The 23,483-nt window shown below is 34.1% G+C and carries 21 protein-coding genes and 1 tRNA gene; 5 read left to right on the forward strand and 17 right to left on the reverse strand.

Annotated elements, in window-relative coordinates; genetic code table 11:
* The first annotated feature begins 24 nt into the window (after positions 1-24).
* Positions 25-1,008 (forward strand): hypothetical protein, encoded by a 984-nt coding sequence (locus ABD963_RS10450; protein ID WP_345276915.1) that lies wholly within the window; start codon positions 25-27, stop codon positions 1,006-1,008.
* Between the two features lie 208 nt (positions 1,009-1,216).
* A complete protein-coding gene (locus ABD963_RS15355; protein ID WP_425562805.1) occupies positions 1,217-2,770 on the forward strand; it encodes a recombinase family protein in 1,554 nt (517 codons plus the stop codon).
* Here the strand turns inward: ABD963_RS15355 and ABD963_RS10455 are convergent.
* The 15 genes from ABD963_RS10455 to mraZ all read right to left on the reverse strand — a co-directional run bounded on the left by ABD963_RS10455 (position 2,724) and on the right by mraZ (position 18,881).
* A tRNA-Arg gene (locus ABD963_RS10455) sits at positions 2,724-2,797 on the reverse strand. The genes ABD963_RS15355 and ABD963_RS10455 overlap by 47 nt on opposite strands.
* Before the next feature lie 30 nt (positions 2,798-2,827).
* Positions 2,828-3,277 (reverse strand): GatB/YqeY domain-containing protein, encoded by a 450-nt coding sequence (locus ABD963_RS10460; protein WP_345276916.1) that lies wholly within the window; start codon positions 3,275-3,277, stop codon positions 2,828-2,830.
* 153 nt (positions 3,278-3,430) lie between these two features.
* On the reverse strand, positions 3,431-5,419 hold the full coding sequence (gene ftsZ, locus ABD963_RS10465) for a cell division protein FtsZ (RefSeq protein ID WP_345276917.1): 1,989 nt from the start codon (positions 5,417-5,419) through the stop codon (positions 3,431-3,433).
* A 57-nt stretch (positions 5,420-5,476) separates the two neighbouring features.
* Positions 5,477-6,787 (reverse strand): cell division protein FtsA, encoded by a 1,311-nt coding sequence (ftsA, locus tag ABD963_RS10470; RefSeq protein WP_345276918.1) that lies wholly within the window; start codon positions 6,785-6,787, stop codon positions 5,477-5,479.
* A gap of 3 nt (positions 6,788-6,790) precedes the next feature.
* Positions 6,791-7,510, reverse strand: coding sequence for a cell division protein FtsQ/DivIB (locus ABD963_RS10475; protein WP_345276919.1), 720 nt, complete (start codon positions 7,508-7,510; stop codon positions 6,791-6,793).
* Positions 7,500-8,852, reverse strand: a complete 1,353-nt coding sequence (gene murC / locus ABD963_RS10480; RefSeq protein WP_345276920.1) for a UDP-N-acetylmuramate--L-alanine ligase — start codon at positions 8,850-8,852, stop codon at positions 7,500-7,502. The genes ABD963_RS10475 and murC overlap by 11 nt, the downstream gene beginning before the upstream one ends.
* On the reverse strand, positions 8,852-9,949 hold the full coding sequence (gene murG, locus ABD963_RS10485) for an undecaprenyldiphospho-muramoylpentapeptide beta-N-acetylglucosaminyltransferase (RefSeq protein ID WP_345276921.1): 1,098 nt from the start codon (positions 9,947-9,949) through the stop codon (positions 8,852-8,854). The genes murC and murG overlap by 1 nt, the downstream gene beginning before the upstream one ends.
* A complete protein-coding gene (locus ABD963_RS10490) occupies positions 9,949-11,142 on the reverse strand; it encodes an FtsW/RodA/SpoVE family cell cycle protein (protein WP_345276922.1) in 1,194 nt (397 codons plus the stop codon). Before ABD963_RS10490 ends, murG begins: the two co-directional genes overlap by 1 nt.
* A 9-nt stretch (positions 11,143-11,151) precedes the next feature.
* Positions 11,152-12,483 carry a UDP-N-acetylmuramoyl-L-alanine--D-glutamate ligase gene (gene murD, locus ABD963_RS10495; protein ID WP_345276923.1) on the reverse strand — a complete coding sequence of 444 codons (1,332 nt, stop codon included), beginning with the start codon at positions 12,481-12,483 and terminating at the stop codon, positions 11,152-11,154.
* Entirely contained in the window at positions 12,483-13,724 is a 1,242-nt protein-coding gene (gene mraY / locus ABD963_RS10500; protein WP_345276924.1) for a phospho-N-acetylmuramoyl-pentapeptide-transferase, read from the reverse strand. The genes murD and mraY overlap by 1 nt, the downstream gene beginning before the upstream one ends.
* A 1-nt stretch (position 13,725) precedes the next feature.
* The gene (locus tag ABD963_RS10505) at positions 13,726-15,189 is read right to left on the reverse strand and encodes a UDP-N-acetylmuramoyl-L-alanyl-D-glutamate--2,6-diaminopimelate ligase (RefSeq protein WP_345276925.1); all 1,464 of its coding nucleotides are present in this window, start codon (positions 15,187-15,189) and stop codon (positions 13,726-13,728) included.
* The gene (locus ABD963_RS10510) at positions 15,186-17,147 is read right to left on the reverse strand and encodes a penicillin-binding protein (RefSeq protein ID WP_345277109.1); all 1,962 of its coding nucleotides are present in this window, start codon (positions 17,145-17,147) and stop codon (positions 15,186-15,188) included. The genes ABD963_RS10505 and ABD963_RS10510 overlap by 4 nt, the downstream gene beginning before the upstream one ends.
* Before the next feature lie 62 nt (positions 17,148-17,209).
* Positions 17,210-17,527, reverse strand: coding sequence for an FtsL-like putative cell division protein (locus tag ABD963_RS10515; protein ID WP_345276926.1), 318 nt, complete (start codon positions 17,525-17,527; stop codon positions 17,210-17,212).
* The gene (gene rsmH / locus ABD963_RS10520; protein WP_345276927.1) at positions 17,528-18,424 is read right to left on the reverse strand and encodes a 16S rRNA (cytosine(1402)-N(4))-methyltransferase RsmH; all 897 of its coding nucleotides are present in this window, start codon (positions 18,422-18,424) and stop codon (positions 17,528-17,530) included. It abuts the gene before it with no gap.
* Positions 18,411-18,881, reverse strand: coding sequence for a division/cell wall cluster transcriptional repressor MraZ (gene mraZ, locus ABD963_RS10525; RefSeq protein WP_345276928.1), 471 nt, complete (start codon positions 18,879-18,881; stop codon positions 18,411-18,413). Before mraZ ends, rsmH begins: the two co-directional genes overlap by 14 nt.
* Before the next feature lie 358 nt (positions 18,882-19,239).
* Between mraZ and ABD963_RS10530 the strand changes: the two genes are divergently transcribed.
* Both ABD963_RS10530 and yihA read left to right on the forward strand, forming a co-directional pair.
* Positions 19,240-20,004, forward strand: coding sequence for an alpha/beta fold hydrolase (locus ABD963_RS10530; protein ID WP_345276929.1), 765 nt, complete (start codon positions 19,240-19,242; stop codon positions 20,002-20,004).
* 72 nt (positions 20,005-20,076) lie between these two features.
* Positions 20,077-20,697: a ribosome biogenesis GTP-binding protein YihA/YsxC gene (gene yihA, locus ABD963_RS10535; RefSeq protein WP_345276930.1), complete on the forward strand. Its 621-nt coding sequence runs from the start codon at positions 20,077-20,079 to the stop codon at positions 20,695-20,697.
* A gap of 51 nt (positions 20,698-20,748) precedes the next feature.
* Here the strand turns inward: yihA and ABD963_RS10540 are convergent, their stop codons facing one another.
* Entirely contained in the window at positions 20,749-21,435 is a 687-nt protein-coding gene (locus ABD963_RS10540; protein WP_345276931.1) for a peptidoglycan DD-metalloendopeptidase family protein, read from the reverse strand.
* A gap of 158 nt (positions 21,436-21,593) precedes the next feature.
* On the opposite strand from ABD963_RS10540, the gene ABD963_RS10545 reads away from it, so the two are divergent.
* The gene (locus ABD963_RS10545; RefSeq protein ID WP_345276932.1) at positions 21,594-22,157 is read left to right on the forward strand and encodes a hypothetical protein; all 564 of its coding nucleotides are present in this window, start codon (positions 21,594-21,596) and stop codon (positions 22,155-22,157) included.
* Here the strand turns inward: ABD963_RS10545 and rimO are convergent, their stop codons facing one another.
* Complete coding sequence (gene rimO / locus ABD963_RS10550) at positions 22,158-23,459, reverse strand: 30S ribosomal protein S12 methylthiotransferase RimO (protein ID WP_345276933.1); 1,302 nt, start codon at positions 23,457-23,459, stop codon at positions 22,158-22,160.
* Positions 23,460-23,483 lie beyond the last annotated feature (24 nt).

Genomic DNA, 23,483 nt, shown 5'->3' on the forward strand with positions numbered 1-23,483 from the left:
ACATATATTACCTATATTAGATCTATGGAAGAGCTCATCAATCTAATAAATCAATATCCCGGCCTATCAAAATCTAAGGTATCCCTATCTGATTTAGACGTGGCACATCGTGTGTTCTTTAATTGGAAAGACAAAGGTATCATTGACTATGAGCATCAGATGTCCGATGAGGATATTGCTAATAAAGTCACACGGAAAAAAGTTGTACTCAATGCCTTTGAGGCTTTGTGGGTTCTCATTATTAAAGAATTGCGCTCTTTTAATGTTGGTCTTAGTACGATAAAGGAATTGAAGACCTTTCTATTTACTGTGCCTGATTTTAATTTCATGAAAGAGATGTCTAAAGACGACATCATGGAAATTGGTCGTATAGCATTTGATCATGAAGTAAACACTTTTTTAAATGCTTTTAATATAGATATCCATGGCATGGTAGATTTTGTGCAGAACAGTCCTGATTCCACTAAAATTTATTATAGTCCAATGGGAACGCTCATAAATGCTATTTTGCTCTCAGGACAATCACCCAGTATTTTTATTTTCAAAAAGCCTTCGGAAACTAAGCTTAGTTTTGAGGTGTTTAATCCTACTCTAGAGTCATTATATTACCAACAAACCGATGAAGATTATAAAACTGAAATAATTCAAGGTTTAGTGGAACACAGTGTGATAAATATTCCCATAAGACCTCTTTTTGAACGGTTCTTTGAAAACAAATCCTTGCTTAAATATTCCAAAGACTTTGGGCTGCTTAGTACTAATGAGCTCAAAATCTTAAAAATACTTAGGTCACGAAATTTTGATAAGATTATCATTTATAAAAACAATGATCAGCAGATAACTATTGAGAGTACATCTAGTGTTGAAGTCTTAGGACATCAAGCTACCGAACTCAATAAAATACTTGGATTGAATGACTATGAGCGCGCAGAGATTTTTTATAGAAATAATAAGAATGTAATATTAAGAAAAACTAAAAAAACTAAAATAGACCTAGGAAATCCCTAGCTCTTAACTATCCAAAAGTCATATAACAAGTCTCGAAAACTTCTTATGGACCCTATTGGAAATAATGAATATTAATGATGCGAAACGCATTTTAAACAAAAACAATGAAAGTCCGTATACGGACCAAGAAATTAAAGAGATTGTAAATATGTTAGAGACTATATCTGACGTGATATGTCACAACCTAACACATTCAAAAAGTTAAGCTATGAAGAACGTTATCTTATATGTACGAGTATCTACAGATGAACAGGCTGATAAGGGATATTCGCTTCGTGATCAGGAAGCTAAATTGACACAATATTGTGAAGAGCGTGATTATAATATCGTTGCTATTTACAGAGAGGATTATTCAGCGAAAACATTTAACCGCCCTGAGTTTAAAAAGCTTTTGGCTTATTGCAAGAGTAATAAAAGACAAATTGATGAGATTTTGCTCATCAAGTGGGATCGATTTTCAAGAAATACGGCTGAATCCTATCAAATGATAGCGACTTTTGATGCTTTAGACATTAAGATAAATTCCATTACCCAACCTTTAGATATGACCATTCCTGAACAGTTACTGATGATGGCTGTTTACTTAGCGATTCCTGAGGTTGAAAATCAAAGGCGTTCTCAAAATGTGATTGCTGGTATGCGTCGTGCTTTTAAAGAGGGTAGATATGTTGGAGCTCCTCCAAAAGGGTATTATGTAGGACGAGATGATGCTAAAAAACCAATTTTAACGCCTTCGAATGTAGCACCTTTAATACAGGAAGGGTTTGAACTTATTGCTAAAGGTATTTATACACAAAAAGAAGTCCTTAACAGATTAAACATAAAAGGTTTAAAAAGCTCTAAATCCATGTTTTCTATTATTCTTAGAAATCCTATTTATTATGGCGGAGTATTTATTAAAGCTTATAAGGACGAGCCTGAAGTTATGGTGGATGGTATTCACGAGCCTATTATTTCAAAAAAACTCTTTGATCAGGTTCAAGATGTTCTTGATGCTAAAAGGAAAAAACATCATGTGACTCATAGTCGAATTAATCCTAAATTTCCATTAAAGGGATTCTTACTTTGTCCGGAGTGCAAAAGACCCCTGACTGCAAGTGTATGTAAAGGGCGTTCTGAACATTACTCGTATTACCATTGTATTAGTCCTTGCAAGGGTAGATTTCGTTTAGAGGAAGCTGATGCTGCCTTTATGTCTTTTTTAAAGAGCATCAGTCTCAAAAAACCTGTTCTTAAACTTTTACAGATTATTATTAAAGATCAACTTAAAAAGCAGCTCCAAGCTACTAAACTGGGTCCTAAGCATTACGAAAAAGTGACTCTTGTAAGTAATAAGCTTATAAAGCTCCAAGATCTATTCATTGATGGGCAAATGGATAAAAAAGAGTATTCACAGGCTAAAAAAAGGTATCAGGATATACTTGATGAGCTTCAGTGTTTAGAAGAGAATCAAAATAAACAGAAAGCGATTTTTGAAACCTACAAAAAAGGATTATCTAACTTACAAAACTTTGATAAACAATATGTTGAAGGTGATATACACAACAAAAGGCTCCTTACCGGTTTGATATTTCCAAATAAATTCAGTTTTCAAAATAAAAAAGTTCAAACCGCTGATATCAATCCGCTGCTTTTAAAAATATCCAGTATTAATAAGGGTTTTGGCACAAATAAGAAACGGGACAATTCTTTTATTAAGAATTTGTCCCGTTCAGTGACCGCGAAGGGATTCGAACCCCCAACCCTCAGAGCCGAAATCTGATATTCTATCCAATTGAACTACGCAGCCATTTTTTTCCTAAAAAAGGAATCGTATATTTTAAGAGAGTTTCGCTTTAACGATATTGGAAATAGTTTTTCCATCAGCCTGTCCAGCTAATTCTTTGTTTACAATCCCCATAACCTTACCCATATCCTTCATACCTTCAGCACCTATTTGGTTTATTGTAGCAACTACTACTTTCTCTATTTCTTCTTCGGTTAAGGCTTCTGGTAAAAACTGAGAGATAACCTCAGCCTCAGCTAATTCTGGGGCTGCTAAATCTTCTCGTCCCTGTTCCAAATAAATGGCAGCACTATCTCTTCGTTGTTTAACCTGTTTTTGTAATATTTTAAGTTCCTGTTCTTCGGTTAGTTCTCCTGAAGCACCATCTTCAGTTTGTGCCAACAAAATAGCAGATTTCACAGCTCTTAAAGCGGTTAAAGCAGTTTGGTCTTTAGCTTTCATGGCCTCTTTTAAAACCGTCATTACATTATCCTGTAAACTCATTTTATTTGCTTTTAATAATATGCGAAGATAAAAAAAGTATTCCGTGTTCAATCTATAGTTTATACTTAAAAATTTAGAATAGAACACTAGATTAAACAAAAAACCCAAAAAGCTGAGGGATGCTTTTTGGGTTTATGACTAATTACGTTTAGCTTAATCTACATTATCATGCAAAAATGAATTGTTGGTTCTTAGTTTAATGTCATCATTATCATCCAGCCCTATGCTAGTCCTGGACATATCGGTTTCAGATGAATGCTTTGCATTTTCTAAATTAACCCCTTGTCTTTTGTAAGCTGGTACCTTTTCGATATCATCAATTTTTGCGTTATTGAACTTATAGTTGAAATCTTTCATTTTACGTCTTCGCTCCTCTGCGCGCTCTTTAAGCATTTCTGAAATAGGACTATTTACAGGATCTAATTCTTCAGTAATTTCTTCTTCAACTTTTTCTATTACTTTTTTCTCAAAAATAATCTCTTGATCTTCTATTGTTTCCTTTTGAGGATCTTGCTTTTTATTCATTGAAGATTCTACTTCAATATAATCATCCAGCGCATATCTAATATCACCTTTTTCATTTGTTTCAGTAACAGGAATTAATTCTACATAATCATTTACAGGAATTTTTTTAACCTCTTCATCAGTCAGTTTGTGAGAAATAACTTCACTTTCCGTTTCTTCTTTATCATCATTTTTGTGAACCGATAGTGGTAAATCAAAAGTTAATGTTATTTGTTGCTCCTCTTCAATATAACCTGAAACTTCTTCAATATCTTGAGTATCCTCTATTTCAGTAGACATTCTTGTAACTGGTTTGATAATAAAATCTTCATCTTCTTCAATGTTTGCTGAGATTTCATCATATACCACTTTAATATTTCTGATAATATCTGATGTTGGAATTAAATCAATATTATTAAATGACGTAGTCAAATCTTTTTTATTAATAACATTTTTTTCCACATTGCTAATATCTATCTCTTCCTCTGTCTCAATATCTAAAGTATGGCGAACAATGGGGGTTTCTTTCTTCTCCTCCAATTCAATTATAGGTGCAATAATTACAGGTTCCTTTTCTTTAGCATCTAAATCTAATTCCTCACTTAAGGAATGTACTACTTTTTTGGTTTCAGTATTAGAAATTTCATCTTGTTGTTCTACATTGAAGCCCGTTGCAATAATGGTAACCGCAATGGATTCTTCTAAAGATTCGTCTTCACCTACTCCCATAATGATATTGGCTCCATGTCCGGCTTCACTTTGAATGTGATCGTTAATTTCACCAATTTCATCAATGGTTATTTCGTGTGATCCTGAAACAATAAGCAGCAATACATTTTTAGCACCGGTTATTTTATTGTCGTTTAATAATGGTGAATCCAGTGCCTTGCGAATGGCATCTTGAGCACGATTTTTCCCAGAGGCCAATGCAGAACCCATAATGGCCGTACCACTATTACTCAATACCGTTTTAGCATCACGTAAATCTATATTTTGTGTATAATGGTGTGTTATAACTTCGGCTATCCCGCGAGCAGCAGTAGATAGCACTTCATCAGCTTTAGAGAATCCTGCTTTAAAACCAAGATTGCCGTAAACCTCCCGAAGTTTGTTGTTATTTATCACAATTAAGGAATCTACAACTTCTCTTAATTTTTCAATCCCTTTTTGAGATTGCTCGATACGCATTCTACCTTCAAACTGGAACGGCATAGTTACTATGCCCACCGTTAAAATATCTAAGTCCTTTGCCATTTTAGCAATGATAGGCGCAGCACCAGTACCTGTTCCACCACCCATTCCGGCGGTGATAAAAACCATTTTCGTGTTTGAATCCAACATTTGTGAAATGTCATCAAAACTTTCAACGGCCGATTGCTCACCTATATCTGGGTTTGCACCAGCGCCTAAACCTTCGGTTAAGTTAACACCTAATTGGATTTTGTTTGGTACTCCACTATTTTGAAGTGCCTGTGCATCGGTATTACAAACATAAAAATCTACGCCTTTGATACCTTGTTGGAACATGTGATTGATAGCATTGCTACCTCCACCACCAACACCAATAACTTTAATAACATTTGATTGGTTTTTAGGTAAATCAAATGCGATGCTTTCGAATTCTTTTTTGCTGCTCATAAATTCTGTTTTACTGGGGTTTTATACTTAATATATATTTTTAATTCTTTGGATTAATTATTCTGCGTTATCTAAAAAATCTTTAACACGTTCGGTTAATTTGTCAAGGAAGGAACGTCTTTCCTTCACTGGTTTTTCTTTTATTTCCGCTTCAGTTGCAAGTTCTTCTTTTATTTCTGTTTCCTTTTTCTGTTCGGCTTTTCTTCTTTCATGTCGCTTCAATCCGTCTAACACCAATCCAACGGCCGTTGCATATAATGGGCTTGTAATATCATCATCACTATCACCAGCTAAATGCTCATTTGGATAACCAATTCTGGTGTCCATTCCTGTGATATATTCTACCAGTTGCTTTAAATGTTTTAATTGGCTACCACCACCTGTTAAAACAATACCGGCAATGAGCTTTTTCTTTTGTTCCTCATGACCGTAATTTTTTATTTCAACATAAACTTGTTCCACAATTTCAACCACTCTCGCATGAATGATTTTAGATAAATTTTTTAAGGTGATTTCTTTGGGTTCTCTTCCTCTCAATCCCGGAATGGATACAATCTCATTATCCTTATTCTCACCAGGCCACGCAGAACCAAATTTTATTTTTAATAATTCGGCTTGTTTTTCAATGATTGAGCACCCTTCCTTTATATCTTCAGTTATTACATTTCCTCCAAAAGGAATGACAGCTGTATGGCGAATGATACCGTCTCTAAAAATAGCCAAATCTGTGGTTCCTCCTCCTATATCAATCAATGCTACGCCAGCTTCTTTTTCTTCTTGACTTAAAACCGCATTTGCAGATGCTAAAGGTTCTAGAGTAATCCCTTCCAAATTCAATCCTGAACTTTGTACACAACGACCAATATTTCTGATAGACGATACTTGACCAACAACCACATGAAAGTTGGCTTCTAATCTGCCACCATACATCCCTATGGGTTCTTTTATTTCTGCCTGTCCATCAACTTTGTACTCTTGGGGCAATACATGGATGATTTCTTCACCAGGCAGCATAACCAACTTGTGAACTTGATTTATCAATCTATCAATATCATCCTCATCAATAACGGTTTCAGAATTTGAACGTGTTATATAATCACTATGCTGTAAACTTCTAATATGCTGACCCGCAATACCTACGGTAACATCTTCAATTTTCATGTCTGCGGCCACTTCAGCTTCTTGAATCGCTTGCTGTATAGATTGAATGGTTTGGGTAATATTATTTACCACACCACGGTGCACTCCCAAACTTTTGGATTTTCCAATACCTAAAATTTCAACTTTGCCGTATTCATTTTTACGACCAATCATCGCCACAATTTTAGTGGTTCCAATGTCTAATCCTACTGCTAAATTATGCTCCATGGTTTATGTTTTGGTACATATTACTTGGTTTTCAAACTGTAAATTCACCTTACGGTAACTATTGAGAGTATTCTCTTTTAAACTTTTTTGATAGAATGCTTTGAGGTTATTAATCTTTTTATCCAAAAAATTAACGGTTCCTAATTGTACTTCAAAATTGTATTGTCTCAACTTTAAATAAAGCTTTTTATTAATGTCCTGATGAATTTCTATAACATGCTTTTTCAAAAATTCATCTTCTCTAATTTTATGCGCCACTATATAGGCATTTTTTAAATTATTTTTTTCAACATAACCGGTAACCAAAGGCACCCTGGCTGTATAATTGGTTGATAGAGGCATGTAAAAGCCTTCGTCATCAATATAATAAGACGCATTTGTACTCACTCTAGCTATAGGTGTTTTTTGTTCAATTTCGGCGCTAAGTGTACCATTAACAGCTAGATACACTTCCGCATTTTTTATCATTGAATTAGATTTGAGGGCACTTTCCAATACGTTCAAATCTAAAGTTTCTTTGGGTACATTTTTAACACCACCATAATTTTGTATTAACAATTTACTAACAGTTTCATAGGTTATAAAAAGATTGTTTTCCCCAATAAACTTCACCATGGGTTTTGAAATTTCCCTTCTAGCATTTCTATCTGAAGCGAATGCGAATAAGAAGACCACCAAGCCTAACAAAACAATTAATTTTATATAATTCCAATTAACTCGCAATGCTCAATTCTTTTTTTATATGTTTTACTTCTTCCCCTATATCTCCTGCGCCAATGGTTAAAATAACTTGCGCATGACTCAAATGAATTTGGGGTATTAAATCTTTTTTACTAACTAATTTTTTATTTGGATTATCTATTTTATTCAATAACCAAGTAGATGTAATGCCTTCAATAGGCATTTCTCTGGCGGCGTATATTTCTAATAGAAAAACCTCATCAAATTGTGATAAACTTTTACCAAAATCATCTGCAAAATCTCTCGTTCTACTATACAAATGTGGTTGAAAAATGGCTAAAACTCTTTTATTTGGGTACATTTCCCTAACCGCTTGATGTACTGCATTTATCTCCTCAGGATGATGTGCATAATCATCAATGAAAACTAAATTTTCTGTTTTTATATGGTAGGTAAATCTGCGCTTTACACCTTTATAAGATGCTAAAGCTTTGGCGAGCTGCTGGTGAGGGCAACCATACTCTACAGCCATCGCCAAGGCTATTAATGCATTCGACAGATTATGTCTACCGGGTAGGTTAAATTGTAAATTTTCAAGCACTGTTTTTGGTGTTTTTACATCAAAGACATAGGTGCCATTTTGTATTTTTATATTCTGAATGGAATAGTCTGAATCATCTTCAATTCCATAAGTAATCCCTTTAATAGGCAAACCGTTTTTTACAAAAAGCTTTCCATTGGATTTCACTCTTTTCGAAAAGTCTACAAACGATTTTATTAATTCGGTAGCATTTCCATAAATATCCAAATGATCTGCATCCATGGACGTTATACAAGCGATATTGGGTGATAAGGTTAAAAATGAACGGTCAAATTCATCTGCCTCTACTACCGAAACCTCTGTTCCATTGAGTATTAAATTAGAGTTATAATTTTCACTAATGCCGCCCAAGAACGCCGTTACGGGAACATTACATATGTTCATTAAATGACCAAGAATACTGGTTGTTGTTGTCTTTCCGTGGGTACCAGAAACAGCCAAACAAAAGGTGTTTTCTGTAATTAAACCTAAAACTTGAGAGCGTTTTAAAACATTAAAACCGTTATTGATAAAATAGTTCAACTCTGAATGATTTTTAGGAACAGCAGGCGTATAAACCACCAACGTTTTGCTGGCATCCCTAAATTTTGCGTCAATATTCGCAATGGCATCTTCAAAATGAACTTTTAGCCCTAAATCTTCTAAACTATCCGTAATATCTGAACGAGTTTTATCGTAACCGGCAACTTCCTTTTTATTCGCATAAAAATATCTAGCAAGAGCGCTCATACCAATACCACCAATGCCAATGAAATAGATATTATGTATGTTGTTTAAGTTCATTATTTTGTTTTCAGAAGTTTCTCAACCTCATCTGCTATTTGTTTAGTGGCATTCACTAATGCCAATTTTTTTATGTTGGTACCTAATTCTTTTTGTTTTTCTGGCGATGCTACCAATTGAGAAAATTTGTTTTCAAAATCAGCATCAATATCTTCTTCTTTGATAATTAAAGCCGCATTCTTATCAACAATGGCCATGGCATTTTTTGTTTGGTGATCTTCAGCGACATTGGGAGATGGAATAAAAATGACTGGTTTACCAACAATACAGAGCTCGGAAACCGAACTTGCCCCTGCTCGAGTAACAATAATATCGGCGGCGGCATAAGCAAAATCCATATTGTTTAAAAATTCGTAAACCTGAACATTTTTAGTGTTGTTATAAATTTTATATTGTTGGTAGTAAAGTTTACCGCATTGCCAAATAATTTGAATATTTTGAGTATCAAAAAAATCTAATTCTTTTTCAATTAGCTCATTTATTCGGCGCGCTCCTAAACTTCCTCCAATAACTAACAAGGTATATTTTCCATGTTTTAAATTGAAAAAGTTTTTTGCTTGTACGGTCTTTGTGTCTATATCCAATAAGCCCTGACGAACAGGATTGCCGGTTTTTATAATTTTTTCCTTTGGAAAAAAACGTTCCAAACCATCATAAGCCACACAAATCCTTTTTGCTTTATTAGCCAATAATTTATTAGTAATCCCAGGATAGGAATTTTGTTCTTGTATCAAGGTTGGAATATTATTTGACGCCGCAACGAACAATAATGGACCGCTCGCAAAACCGCCTGTTCCTATGGCAACATCGGGTTTAAAAGTTTTAACGATTTTACGAGCTCTCCAAAGGCTATTAATCACTTTAAAAGGAAAGATTAAATTTTTCAAGGTTAGTTTACGCTGAATTCCAGAAATCCAAAGACCTTCTATATCATATCCTGCTTGTGGTATTTTTTCCATTTCCATTCTATCCTTGGCACCCACAAATAAAAATTGAGCCTCAGGAAAACGAGACTTTAATTCATTAGCAATGGCAATAGCAGGATAAATATGACCTCCTGTCCCACCTCCAGATAATATGATTTTATAGTGACTCATTAAATAGTTTCTGATAAAATTTCTAATGGGTTATCTTCATTAATCTCATGTTCTTTTATATCTTCTCGTTTAGAACTTACACTTAAAATGATTCCAATAGCCAAACACGTCATCCAAATAGAGGTCCCACCACTACTTATTAAGGGCAAGGTTTGCCCCGTAACTGGAAATAATTCTACAGCTACCGCCATATTGATTATGGCTTGAAAAACAATTGGCAAGCCGACTCCTAACACTAAAAGTTTACCAAAAATAGTGTCTGATTTTTGAGCTACTATAACAATTCTAAATAATAACCAGAGGTATAAAATCATGATTACAAAACCCCCTATCAAACCATATTCTTCTATTATGATTGCAAAAATGAAGTCTGATGATGATTGTGGTAAAAAATTCTTTTGCATACTTTTTCCGGGGCCCACACCGTTTATACCGCCAGTTGCGATAGCGATTTTGGCTTTTTCTATTTGGTAATCAGCCTCTGTGTCTTCGGGATTTGAAAAACTTTCAATCCTGCCCATCCAAGTATCAATTCTATTTGGCATAGCATCCGGAAAGGCTTTGGCTATTAAAACAAATAAGGCTAAAACTAATACTCCAGAACCAATTATAACTGCCAAATAACGAAGCGGGTATCCACCTAAAAAAACTAACATAATCACCATTAAAAACATAATGGCTGCCGTCGAGAAATTAGCAGGCAGTATTAATATAAGCACTAAAAAAACGGGAATCCATAATGGTAAAACAGACTCTTTAAACGTAATTTCTTTATCCTTAATTTTAGACATATATCTTGCAACATATACCATTAAAACCACTGAAGCTAAGGTGGAGGTTTGAAAAGACATACCTACTATGGGTATTTGTATCCATCTGCTTGCATTAGCTCCTTGAATGGTAGTACCTTGCAACATGGTTACACCCAACAATACTAATACGATTGGTATCATAACTAATGATAAACCTCTAAAGTATCTATATGGGATTTTGTGGACGCCATACATAATAACAAATCCTAAGAACAAATGCATAAAATGCTTTATAAAAAAAGTAAAGGTATTACCTCCTCCTGCTTTATAAGCCAAATTACTGGCCGCACTATAAACAGGTAAAAAGGATAGAATAGCCAATAGTGCTACTATTGCCCAAATTAACCTATCGCCCTTTATATTATTGAATAGTGTTTTCAATTTTTTATTTTACAGATTTCTTACGGCATTTTTAAATTGACGCCCTCTATCTTCATAGTTTTCAAATAAATCAAAACTTGCGCATGCCGGTGATAATAAAACATTATCTCCTGCTTCCGCTATTTTATAAGCGATCTTGACAGCTTCACTCATAAATTGAGTTTCAACTATGATGTCAACCATATTTCCGAATGTATTAAACAGCTTCTCGTTATCAACACCCAAACAAATTATAGCCTTTACCTTTTCATTCACGAACTGAAATAATTCCTCATAATTATTTCCTTTATCAACACCTCCAACAATCCAAACTGTTGGCGCATTCATACTTTCCAAAGCATAGTAAGTAGCATTTACGTTCGTAGCTTTTGAATCGTTTATATAGTGCACTTTGTTGATCTTTAACACTTCCTCTAATCGATGCTCAACACCTTGAAAATTTTCTAAACTTTCTCTAATAGTTTGTTTCCTTATTTTTAATAAATGTGCTACGGTAGAGGCCGCCATAGCGTTTTTAATGTTGTGTTTTCCTTCTAATGCTAGATTTGATGTTGGCATAATTATTTGATTGTTATCTATAGTTATTTTAATATTATCTTTATCTAAGTAAGCGCCATTTTCGATAATTTTTGATAATGAAAAAGGCAATAATTTTGATTGAACTGGGTTGTTTTTTAAATAATTATTGATCACTTCATCATCAGCATCGTAAATAAAATAATCATCATTAGTTTGATTCATGGCAATTCTAAATTTTGAAGCGATATAATTTTCAAACTTATAATTATATCTATCTAAATGATCAGGTGTAATATTCAATAAAACCGCTATTTGTGGTTTAAAATCTTTGATATCATCCAACTGGAAACTGCTTATCTCCAATACATAATTCTCAAAGTTTTTTTCTAAAATCTGTTTAGCAAAACTCTCACCAATATTTCCTGCTAAACCCACGTTTAGTTCTTGTTTTAAAATATGATGTGTTAAGGAAGCAGTAGTGGTTTTACCATTACTACCCGTAATTCCAACAACTGTTGCATTCGTGAATTTTGCGGCAAATTCTATTTCTGAAACCACACTAATTCCGTTTTCGTGAATTTGCTTCACTATCGAAACCTTGTCAGGAATTCCAGGGCTTTTCATAACAATATCTGCATTTAAGATTTTAGCCTCAGAATGTTTTTCATCTTCCCATTCAATCTCATTATGTATAAGAACTTCTTTATACTTATTCTTTATTTTTCCTTTATCAGAAACAAAAACTTCATATCCCTTTGCTTTGCCCAAAAGCGCTGTTCCAACACCACTTTCTCCCCCTCCCAAAATCACTAACCGTTTCATTATCTAATTTTTAAAGTGACAATAGAAAGTATAGCTAACAAAATACCCACAATCCAAAAACGAGTTACTATTTTACTTTCGTGGTATCCTATTTTTTGATAATGGTGATGCAACGGTGACATTTTAAAAATTCGACGTCCCTCACCAAACTTTTTCTTGGTGTATTTAAACCAACTTACCTGCATGACTACCGATAAATTTTCAGCCAGAAAAATGCCGCACAACACCGGAATCAACCATTCCTTACGAACCGCAATAGCTATAACTGCTATAATTCCTCCTATTGTTAAACTGCCTGTATCGCCCATAAACACTTGAGCAGGATAGGCGTTATACCATAAAAACCCAATAAGAGCCCCCACAAAAGCTGCAATGTATATTGTGATTTCCCCAATACTTGGGATGTACATGATATTGAGATAATCTGAAAAATCGATACGACCTGAAACGAAGGTGAAAATTCCCAATGTAAGAACAATTATGGCCGAAGTTCCAGCAGCTAAACCATCAATTCCATCGGTTAAATTAGCACCATTTGAAACTGCCGTGATAATAAAAATGGCTACCAAAATAAATATAACCCACGCATATTTTTTCAAATCTGGGCTAATCCAAGTAATTAAATTCGCATAATCAAACTCATTATTTTTGACAAACGGAATCGTAGTTTTAGTTGATTTTTCCTCGGCTTTAAAAAGCTGAGACGGCAGGATATTTGTGTTTTCCGCTAACAATACTTGTTGTTGGGCTTCTGGTAATTTTTCCTTTATGGTAACATCCTTATGAAAAAATAATGTCAACCCAACTATCAACCCTAATCCCACTTGACCAGCTACTTTAAAACGACCTTTTAAACCATCCTTATCATTTTTGAATTTCTTTAAATAATCGTCAATAAAACCTATGGTTCCCATCCAAAGTGTAGTGACTATTAGAAGAATGATATAAACATTTTCCAGTTTAGCCAATAAAAGCACGGGGATTAATGTTGCTAAAATTATAATAATCCCACCCATCGTTGGTGTACCCGCTTTTTCTTGTTGGCCTTCCAATCCTAAATCCCTGATGGTTTCACCCATTTGTTTTTTTGCCAAAAAGCGAATAATTCTTTTACCATAAATAGTAGAAATTAACAATGACAAAATCATAGCAGAGGCAGCCCTAAAAGTGATAAACCCAAAAAGAGATGCACCAGGAAATTGAAACTGTTTTTCTAAATATTCAAATAGGTAGTACAACATGTTACTTTTGTAATTGTTTTAATAATTGTTTTACTATTTTAAAATCATCAAAATCAAAGCGTTCTCCTTTAATTTCTTGATAGGTTTCATGTCCTTTACCCGCAATTAAAATAATGTCATTGGGTTGTGCCATTTGACAAGCTGTTTTGATTGCTTGTTTTCTATCAGATATTGTTAAAACCTTTTTATAATTTTGGGGTTCTACGCCTTTTTCTATGTCATCTAAAATTACTTGAGGATCCTCGCTTCTTGGATTATCACTTGTGAAAATAACCTTGGTACTTAAAGTGGAAGCGATGTGTCCCATTTTTGGGCGTTTGGTTTTATCTCTATCGCCACCACAGCCCACAACGGTGATGAGTTCTTCATTTTTAGTGCGGATACTGTTGATGGTTTCCAATACATTTTTTAAAGCATCGGGGGTGTGGGCATAATCCACAATAGCCGTTATTTTCTCGTTTGAAACGATGTATTGGAAACGTCCACTGACACTTTCCAAATCACTTATCAATCGTAAAATTTCAACTTTTTCAAGTCCTAATAATTCTGCGGTTGCGTAAATAGCCAACACATTATAGGCATTAAAATTCCCAATTAAACGTGTCCAGACTTCGCTATCATTTATCTTTAATAATAGACCACCAAATTGATTCTCTAATATTTGAGCTTTATAGTCTGCATAGCTTTTTAAAGCGTAAGTGTATTTTTTAGCCTTAGTATTTTGAAGCATCACCAAGCCATTCTTATCATCAATATTAGAAATAACAAAAGATGAATGCGTAAGTGAATCAAAAAAGCTTTTCTTTACATCTCTATACTCAGCAAAGGTTTTATGATAATCTAAATGATCATGCGATAAATTGGTAAAAATACCACCTTCAAAATGCAAGCCTTCCGTTCTGTGTTGATGAATGCCATGTGAGCTCACTTCCATAAAACAAAACTCCACTCCAACGGAATTCATTTCATTTAAATATTTGTTTATGGTAATAGAATCTGGGGTAGTATGGGTTGCCTTATATTCGGTAGAATCTACCATAATCTTTACAGTTGATAACAACCCCACTTTAAAACCCGCTTTTTTAAATAATTGATATAATAAACTAGCTACAGTTGTTTTTCCATTTGTACCTGTAACTCCAACAAGTCTTAAATTTTGAGATGGATTATGATAATAGTTTGACGCCATTACCGCTAAAGCTTTACTAGAATTATCGACCTCTACATACGTCACACCCTCAACAAAACTCTTTGGCAATACCTCACATACAACACTTTTAGCACCATTACGTATGGCTACATCAATAAATTTATGCCCATCAGCTACTAAACCCTTTATAGCCACGAATAAATCATCCTGTGTTATTTTACGCGAATCGAAGTCTAAAGCATTCACCTTTATACTAGTGCTTCCAACAACTGCATTTATGGTTACTTTATATAATATGTCTTTTAGTTCAATCATGAAGCGGTTAAAACGACTATTTGTTTATCTTTTAATTTGGTATTTTTAAATATAGATTGTGATTTTACAATACCATTGCCATTCAATTTTACTTTGATATCAACATGCATGTTTTCCAATAGCGTAATCGCATCCATAGCAGGAATGCCTACTACATCTGGCATGATGGTTTTATAGGTTTGAGCCGTTTTATAAAACGCTTCAAACTCGCTCTCAACGCTAGCCTCGGTTATATGTAATGTTTCAATTTCATCAACAATAGGTGTATCTGTAAATATTTTTTGAGCCACTTTTTTAAATACAGGACCAGACACATCGGCTCCGTAATAACCAACACTTTTATCGGGTTCATGAATAACAACAATGCAAGAATACTTTGGGTTTTCTGCTGGAAAGTACCCAGCAAACGATGATATATAGTTCAGTTTCTCTTTATCTCTATAATCCTTTTGGCAAGTTCCTGTTTTGCCAGCCATTGAAAAATTTTCAGAATAAAGACGATGCCCTGTACCATGGTCTTTTTCAACCACATTTTTAAGTAATTGCTGTAACTTTAAAATAGTTTCTTTAGAACATATTTGTTCATTGATGATTTCTTCTTTAAAAGGCTCAACTACCCTATCAAACTCTTTCACTTCCTTTAAAAACCTTGGTTTAACCATAACACCATCATTTGCAATTGCATTATAAAAGGCAAGTGTTTGTAGCGGAGTAAATGACACCCCGTAACCATAAGCCATCCATTGAAGTGCAATACCACTCCAACGTCCGTTTTTAATTCTTGGATCTGGAATAATTGGTTTTGGCTCACCAATAATAGGTAGATTTAAATCTTGATTTAGATTCATTTGGTATAACCTATCCACAAATTTTTCGGGTTGATTTCTATAGGCTTTATCAATAGCTTTCACAATCCCAGTATTGGAAGACACTTCAAAAGCTTTAGAAATTGTGATTTTACCGTAGCCTCCATCTTTAGAGTCTCTTACTTTTTTTCCATAATAACTTATGATTCCTCTCTCTGTATCAACCACATCACTACTATCAACTAGTTTATCCTCAAAAGCCGCTGCCAAAGCCATAAGTTTAAATGTTGAACCCGACTCATGGCTTTCACCAACGGCATAATTTAACCGTTCATAGTAATAACCATTTTGGTTTCTTCCCAAGTTGGAAATCGCTCTAATTTCGCCGGTTTTGGTTTCCATTACCACCACACAACCATGATCTGCTTTGTATTTTTCTAACTGCTCTAATAGAGCATGATGTGCAATATCCTGTATGTTAACATCAATAGTCGTGTAAACATCATAACCATCTTGGGGTTCCACTTCATTAGCATCACTTAAGGGTTTCCACTGACCTTTTCCTATTTGTTGTTTTTTCCGTTTTCCATCTATACCTCGTAAGTATTTCAATCCAAAAGCCCCATCTATTCCTGGACGCGTTATATTTCCTTTGTCATCAATACGTTCATAACCAATCGTTCTTTCAGCAATACCACCCATAGGATGTTCACGCTTGGTGGTTTGCTCAACAATTAATCCACCTTTATAGGCTCCCAATTCCAGTAATGGGAAATTTCTTATTCGAATATAATCTGAATAACCAATATTTCTAGCCAATAAATAATACCTGTTTTTATTCGCGCGAGCCTGTCTTAATTCTTTCTCAAGTTGATTTGAGGACTTTCCTGAAAATTTTGAAAGGGAATCACATAAGGGTTTAATATACTTTTCGAAAGTATTTGAAGTTGGTGTTATGGCATCTATTCTAATATCATATTTGGGAATTGAAGTGGCTAGTAAATTACCGTTTACCGAATATACATTACCTCTATTGGCTGGAATTATGACATCCTTTACAACACGTTCAGTAGCTAATGCCCTGTATTTATCACCTTGTAAAAACTGAATACTAAACAACTTAAAAACCACAGCAATGCCGAAGATGAACATACACCCTGCTATGAAATACAAACGGTTTAATATGTTTTTCTCGTTTACTGCCAAAGTTTACTTTATTTTTGAATTTTTACTTTTATTTTTTTGGGCGGAATCACCGAAGGTTTTATCCCCTTTTCCTCCATAGCTTTCACCACAGTAGATTCCATTTTAAGTCTCATGAGTTTTGAACGACCATCAACAAAAGCTGACCGCATTTCCTTGACTTCATTTTTTAATCGGGCAATTTCATATACTTTTTTATCGGCACTATGAGAACTTGCAATCATAATGATTGCCAATCCTGAAATGAAAAGAATAAACCGCCAATTCTTAAAAGAGTCGTCACTTACTAGAAATGTTCCTTTTAATATATTGTAGATGTTTTTTTTCATTTATAATCTTTCAGCTATTCTAAGTTTTGCGCTTCTGGCCCTATTATTTTTTTTTATTTCCTCTTTTGAGGGAACAATCAAGCCACTTACTTTTTTAAATGGCACTTCAAAATTTCCAAACATATCACGCACTGGCTCACCTTGAAACAAGCCATTTCTTATAAAACGTTTTACCAATCTATCTTCAAGAGAATGATAGGATATTAAACTCAATCTCGCACCTTTTTTCAAAAGCTCTGGTGTTTGTTGTAAAAACTCTTTTAGGACCTCTATTTCTTGGTTCACTTCTATTCTTATGGCTTGATAAATTTGGGCTAACACTTTATTTTCATGTTTTGGTGGTAAAAACTTTTTTAGCACCTTTTTTAATTGTTCACTTGTTGTTATTGGTTCTGTTTTTCTATGCTCTACAATAAGTCTAGCCATAGCTGGTGCTGCACGTAATTCCCCATACTGCAAAAACACTTGTTTAAGTTGCTCTTCTTCATATTCATTTACTACATGAAAAGCCGATAAATTGTTTTGTTGATTCATGCGCATATCTAAATCGGCTTCAAAACGGGTTGAAAATCCGCGTTCTGCTACATCAAACTGATGAGACGACACACCAAAATCCGCCAAAATACCGTCTACTTGTTTAACTCCGTGAAATCTTAAAAAACGTTTGATGTATCTAAAATTTTCATGGATAAGCGTAAACCGTTCATCATCAATCTTATTTTCAAGAGCGTCTAAATCTTGATCAAAAGCATACAATTTACCTTTACCATCAAGTCTTTTTAATATTTCTTTGCTATGACCACCACCGCCAAAAGTAACATCCACGTAAACCCCTTGAGGATTAATATTCAATCCATCCACTGCTTCTTTTAATAAAACAGGGTTATGATATTCCATAGTCATCATCATCTTGTCCCATAACTTCTTCAGCTAAATCCGCAAAATCCACAGCAGCATCATCTATAGCTTGTTCATATAAATCTTTATCCCAAATCTCAATAATATTGATAGCGGAGGCTACCACAATATTTTTTGAAATATTGGCGAAAACTGTCAAGTCTTTTGGAATCAATAAACGCCCGTTCACATCAACTTCTACCATTTTTGCCCCAGCAGTAAACCTTCTAATAAAATCGTTGTTCTTTTTTTTGAACTTATTGAGTTTATTCATTTTCTGCATAAGTATTTGCCATTCGCTCATAGGATATAACTCCAAACACTTTTGAAAAACGGAACGACGTAGTACAAACCCATCTGGAATTACAGAAGAAAGTTGCTTTTTAATAGCAGCAGGCATCATCAATCTACCTTTTGCATCAACTTTACAATCATATGTTCCTGTAATTAAGTCCAAAGCGGTTTTTAAGAAATTTTAACGTTTAAGTTTCAAATATATTGAAAAATTTACCACATATTACCACTTTATACCACTTTGTTAATAAATTTTCAGTTAAGAGAATTTTATTTTTGGTTTTAAATCAATTTTTTAAGCACTAAAACTAGATTCCAAAGATTTTTGCCAATTGGTATTTAAAATAATTTTTGTTAACATTTTCATATAAAAACTATATTTTTGAACACGGTTTTTTGTTATTTGTATTTCATAAAAAATCTCGAAGTAATTTGCTTGGAAAATGTTTTTCAATTAATTAAAAACATTGAAATATCCATGAAATAACTATATTTGTTTCAAAGCGTAGATGAACTAATTAATGGCACACAGATTAAAAAAGGAAAAAAATTACAGTTATATTGAAGTAGGTGAAGGCACCCCAATTATAGTTTTGCACGGCCTCATGGGAGGTTTGAGCAACTTTAATGAAGTGTCCAGTTTTTTCAGCGAAAAGGGGTATAAAGTTATTATTCCAGAACTACCTATTTACACCATGTCCTTGCTAAAAACTAATGTAAAGAGTTTTGCGAAATATCTGCATGATTTCATCCTATTTAAAGGCTATAAAGAAGTTATTTTATTGGGAAACTCCCTTGGCGGTCATATAGGCTTATACCATACTAAATTGTTTCCCGAAACTGTAAAAGCTTTAATAATAACAGGTAGCTCCGGGCTTTATGAGAGTGCTATGGGTGGTGGTTACACAAAGCGTAGTGATTATGAAGTTATAAAGAAGAAAGCCCAAGACGTTTTTTATGATCCTGCCGTTGCTACAAAAGAAATTGTAGATGAAGTTTATGAAACGGTAAATGACCGTAACAAACTTATAAAAACGTTAGCTATTGCCAAAAGTGCCATTAGGCATAATATGGGTAAAGATTTGCCTCATATGCATGTACCTACTTGTATTATTTGGGGTAAAAATGACACTGTAACTCCGCCAGAGGTTGCCATAGAATTCAATGAACTTTTACCAGATTCTGAATTATTTTGGATTGATAAATGTGGTCATGCAGCCATGATGGAACACCCACAGGAATTTAATAAATTGCTTGATGCATGGCTACAAAAAAGAGGCTTTTAGTGTCTCTTCCTAAATCGCAATTCACAGTTTAAATTTCTTTAGAATAAATGTGAAAAACACAAAATTATATAAATGCTTATAAAATCTGCCGAATTTGTTATGAGCAACTCTGATGTTGCTAAATGTCCAAAAAGCAGATTACCCGAATATGCCTTTATAGGTAGAAGTAATGTTGGTAAATCCTCATTAATCAATATGCTTACGGGCAGAAAGAGTCTGGCTAAAACATCGGGTAAGCCAGGAAAAACCCAACTCATCAATCATTTTCTAATAAACAAAAATTGGCATTTAGTAGATCTACCAGGTTACGGATATGCCAAAGTTTCTAAAAGTGCCAAAAAGGTATTTCAAAAATTTATAACACAATATTTTTTGTTGCGTGAGCAACTAGTTAACGCCTTTATTTTAGTGGACATCAGACATAAACCACAACCCATAGATTTGGAATTTATGGAATGGTTGGGCGAAAACGGTATCCCATTTTCCATAATTTTCACAAAAGCCGATAAGTTAAAACCAAATGCCATTTTGAGACATGTGGAAGACTACAAAACCGAGCTTTTAAAAACTTGGGAAGACATACCCATTTACTTTATAACCTCGTCTTCTAAAGATATTGGCAAATACGATATCTTGAATTATATAGAGCAACTGAATGGGAATATGGAGTTGGATAGTTTTCGAATGAGTTAAGTAAAACCTCTTAATTTCAACGTAAAAAACATCATACGCATTGAAATTAAATTATAATTTTAAAATCACATTAGGATTCGGGCAATTGCTTTTGTAAAATTCTAAATTTGTTTTACTACAAACCCCAGGGTAATCGCCCCTTAAACCTTGCAAATCTTTTATAATTTGAAAATGTAAATGCGGTGGGTAATCCCCATTTACAGAAGCATCACCTAAAGTTGCTATGGGTTCGCCTTGTTTAAAAGGTTTATTATCATGTAAATCATCTAAAGAAGCTACACTTAAATGTCCATAAAGGGTAAAAAACTCAATACCTTCAACCTCATGTTTCAAAATGATGGTTGGTCCGTAATCACCATAATTTTGGTTATTATTAAAACTATGCACCACCCCATCTAAAGGGGCATAAATAAATGTTCCAGCATCATTCCACAAATCGATACCTAGATGAATATTGCGTTCATCATGTGCTTGATTGTTGAAATGCTTACTACGCTTATAAATATTTCTAACCTCCAAATATCCGCCATATGCTACCAGGCCATCATGAGTTTTGATATGATTATTGATATATGTTTCAAACTTTAAGGAAGAGGATACATCAACACTATTTAAGTTTTCATTGGTTGCCGATAAATCTATAGCTACATATTTTGATCGCGGAATTGAAGCATCTAAAACTGTTAGAGGCCTATTGCTAATTTGATATAAAAATGTTGAAAAATCATTTTTTTGCATACATCCAAAAATAGTAAAGTTGAGTTATTGTACGATATTATTTTATTGACTTTGTTTGGAAAAAATAACTAACTTAGTTTATTAGCTAATTTTTATTTAGCCATTAACTAATCAATTTTAAGTAACTTTTAAAAAAACAATTACCTAGCTTTATGAATATGGATTTTTTCAACTATGTGAGTATCGCCCTTTCATTTGTTTACACTGCAGCAGTTTTGCGTTTACTTGGAGGCATATCTTCTGCTACAAATAAACAAAACAGGTACATTGTACACATTATATTTTTAGGAGTTATAATTATTTCAATTATAATTAGTTTTTGGGGAACTTGGGCCTTAACGGATGTGGATTGGAAACTCTACAAATTTATATTAGCCTTAATGGACGGTGCTTTATATTACTTTATTGCTACTGTTCTCATTCCAGAAAATCCTAATGAAATTGTATCTTGGAGAGATTATTACTATAAGAATAAAAATAAATTTTTTTATGGCATGCTGGTTTTCCTTGTTTATATACAGGTCCATTCAGCGGTATTAATTAACCAAGAATTGTTACATCCAGCAAGGTTTGGTAATCTTCTAGCTTTTATACCAATAATTCTGGGGATTAGAAGCAAAAGCCATAAAGTTCATTTAGGTATCGCAATTTATTATATAGTATTTGTAACACTAATGGTTTTTACAATTGCCTCAGAACCTGGTTGGGTTGATAATTTATAATTAGACTACCTCAGCATACAAATCAAAATCCTCGGCTTCAATAATTTTCACTTTAGTAAACTCACCCGTTTTTAAATAGGTTTTGGTTGCATCAATCAATACTTCATTATCCACATCGGGAGAATCGAATTCAGTTCTTCCAACGAAGTAATGGCCTTCTTTTCTATCGATTACCACTTTAAACTCTTTTCCTATTTTTTGCTGATTGAGTTCCCAGGAAATTTGTGATTGAATTTCCATAATTTGGTTAGCCCTGTCAATTTTAACGTCTTCAGGAACATCATCTTCCAAATTATAAGCATGGGTATTTTCCTCATGTGAATAAGTAAAACAACCTAAACGCTCAAAACGCATGGCTTTAACCCACTGCTTTAACTCTTGAAAATCTTCTTCAGTTTCACCGGGATAGCCTACGATAAGTGTGGTTCTAATAGTCATTTCGGGTACTTTAGCTCTAAATTCCTGTAACAACTTCGTCGTTTTTTCTTTGGTTGTGCCACGACGCATACTTTTTAAAATACTATCGGAAATATGTTGCAACGGAATATCTAAATAATTGCATATTTTAGGCTCACGTTGCATAACCTCCAAAACATCCATAGGAAATCCTGTTGGAAAGGCATAATGCAAACGAATCCACTCAACACCTTCTACTTTTACCAAGGCTTCCAATAATTCGGCTAAGTTTCGTTTTTTATATAAATCGAGTCCGTAGTAAGTTAAATCCTGAGCTATTAGAATCAATTCCTTAACACCATTGGCAGCTAGTTTTTCAGCTTCGGTTACCAAATCCTCTATGGGCGTGCTTCGATGCTTTCCACGCATAATAGGAATGGCACAAAACGAACAAGGTCTATCGCAACCTTCAGCAATTTTTAAATAGGCATAGTTTTTAGGCGTGGTGGTTAGTCGTTCACCAATGAGCTCATGCTTATAATCGGCACCCAAAGCTTTTAACAATCCGGGCAATTCTGTTGTACCAAAATATTGGTCTACATTGGGGATTTCCTTTTGTAAATCGGGTTTATAACGTTCACTTAAACAACCTGTTACAAAAACTTTATCAACCTCGCCATCTTCCTTTTTTTGAACATATTCCAAAATGGTATTCACACTTTCCTCCTTGGCATTATTTATAAAGCCACAGGTATTGATGACCACAATATTCCCTTCTTCTTCGTGAACCACATCTTTACCACTGGCTTTTAGTTGCCCCATAAGTACTTCACTGTCGTAAACATTCTTACTACAACCCAGTGTTACCACATTAATCTTGTTCTTTTTAAGAGACTTTGTACGCATAATTTTCTATAAATCAGGGCGCAA

Origin of the sequence: Litoribaculum gwangyangense (assembly GCF_039543505.1) — a bacterium.
Lineage (GTDB): Bacteria > Bacteroidota > Bacteroidia > Flavobacteriales > Flavobacteriaceae > Litoribaculum > Litoribaculum gwangyangense.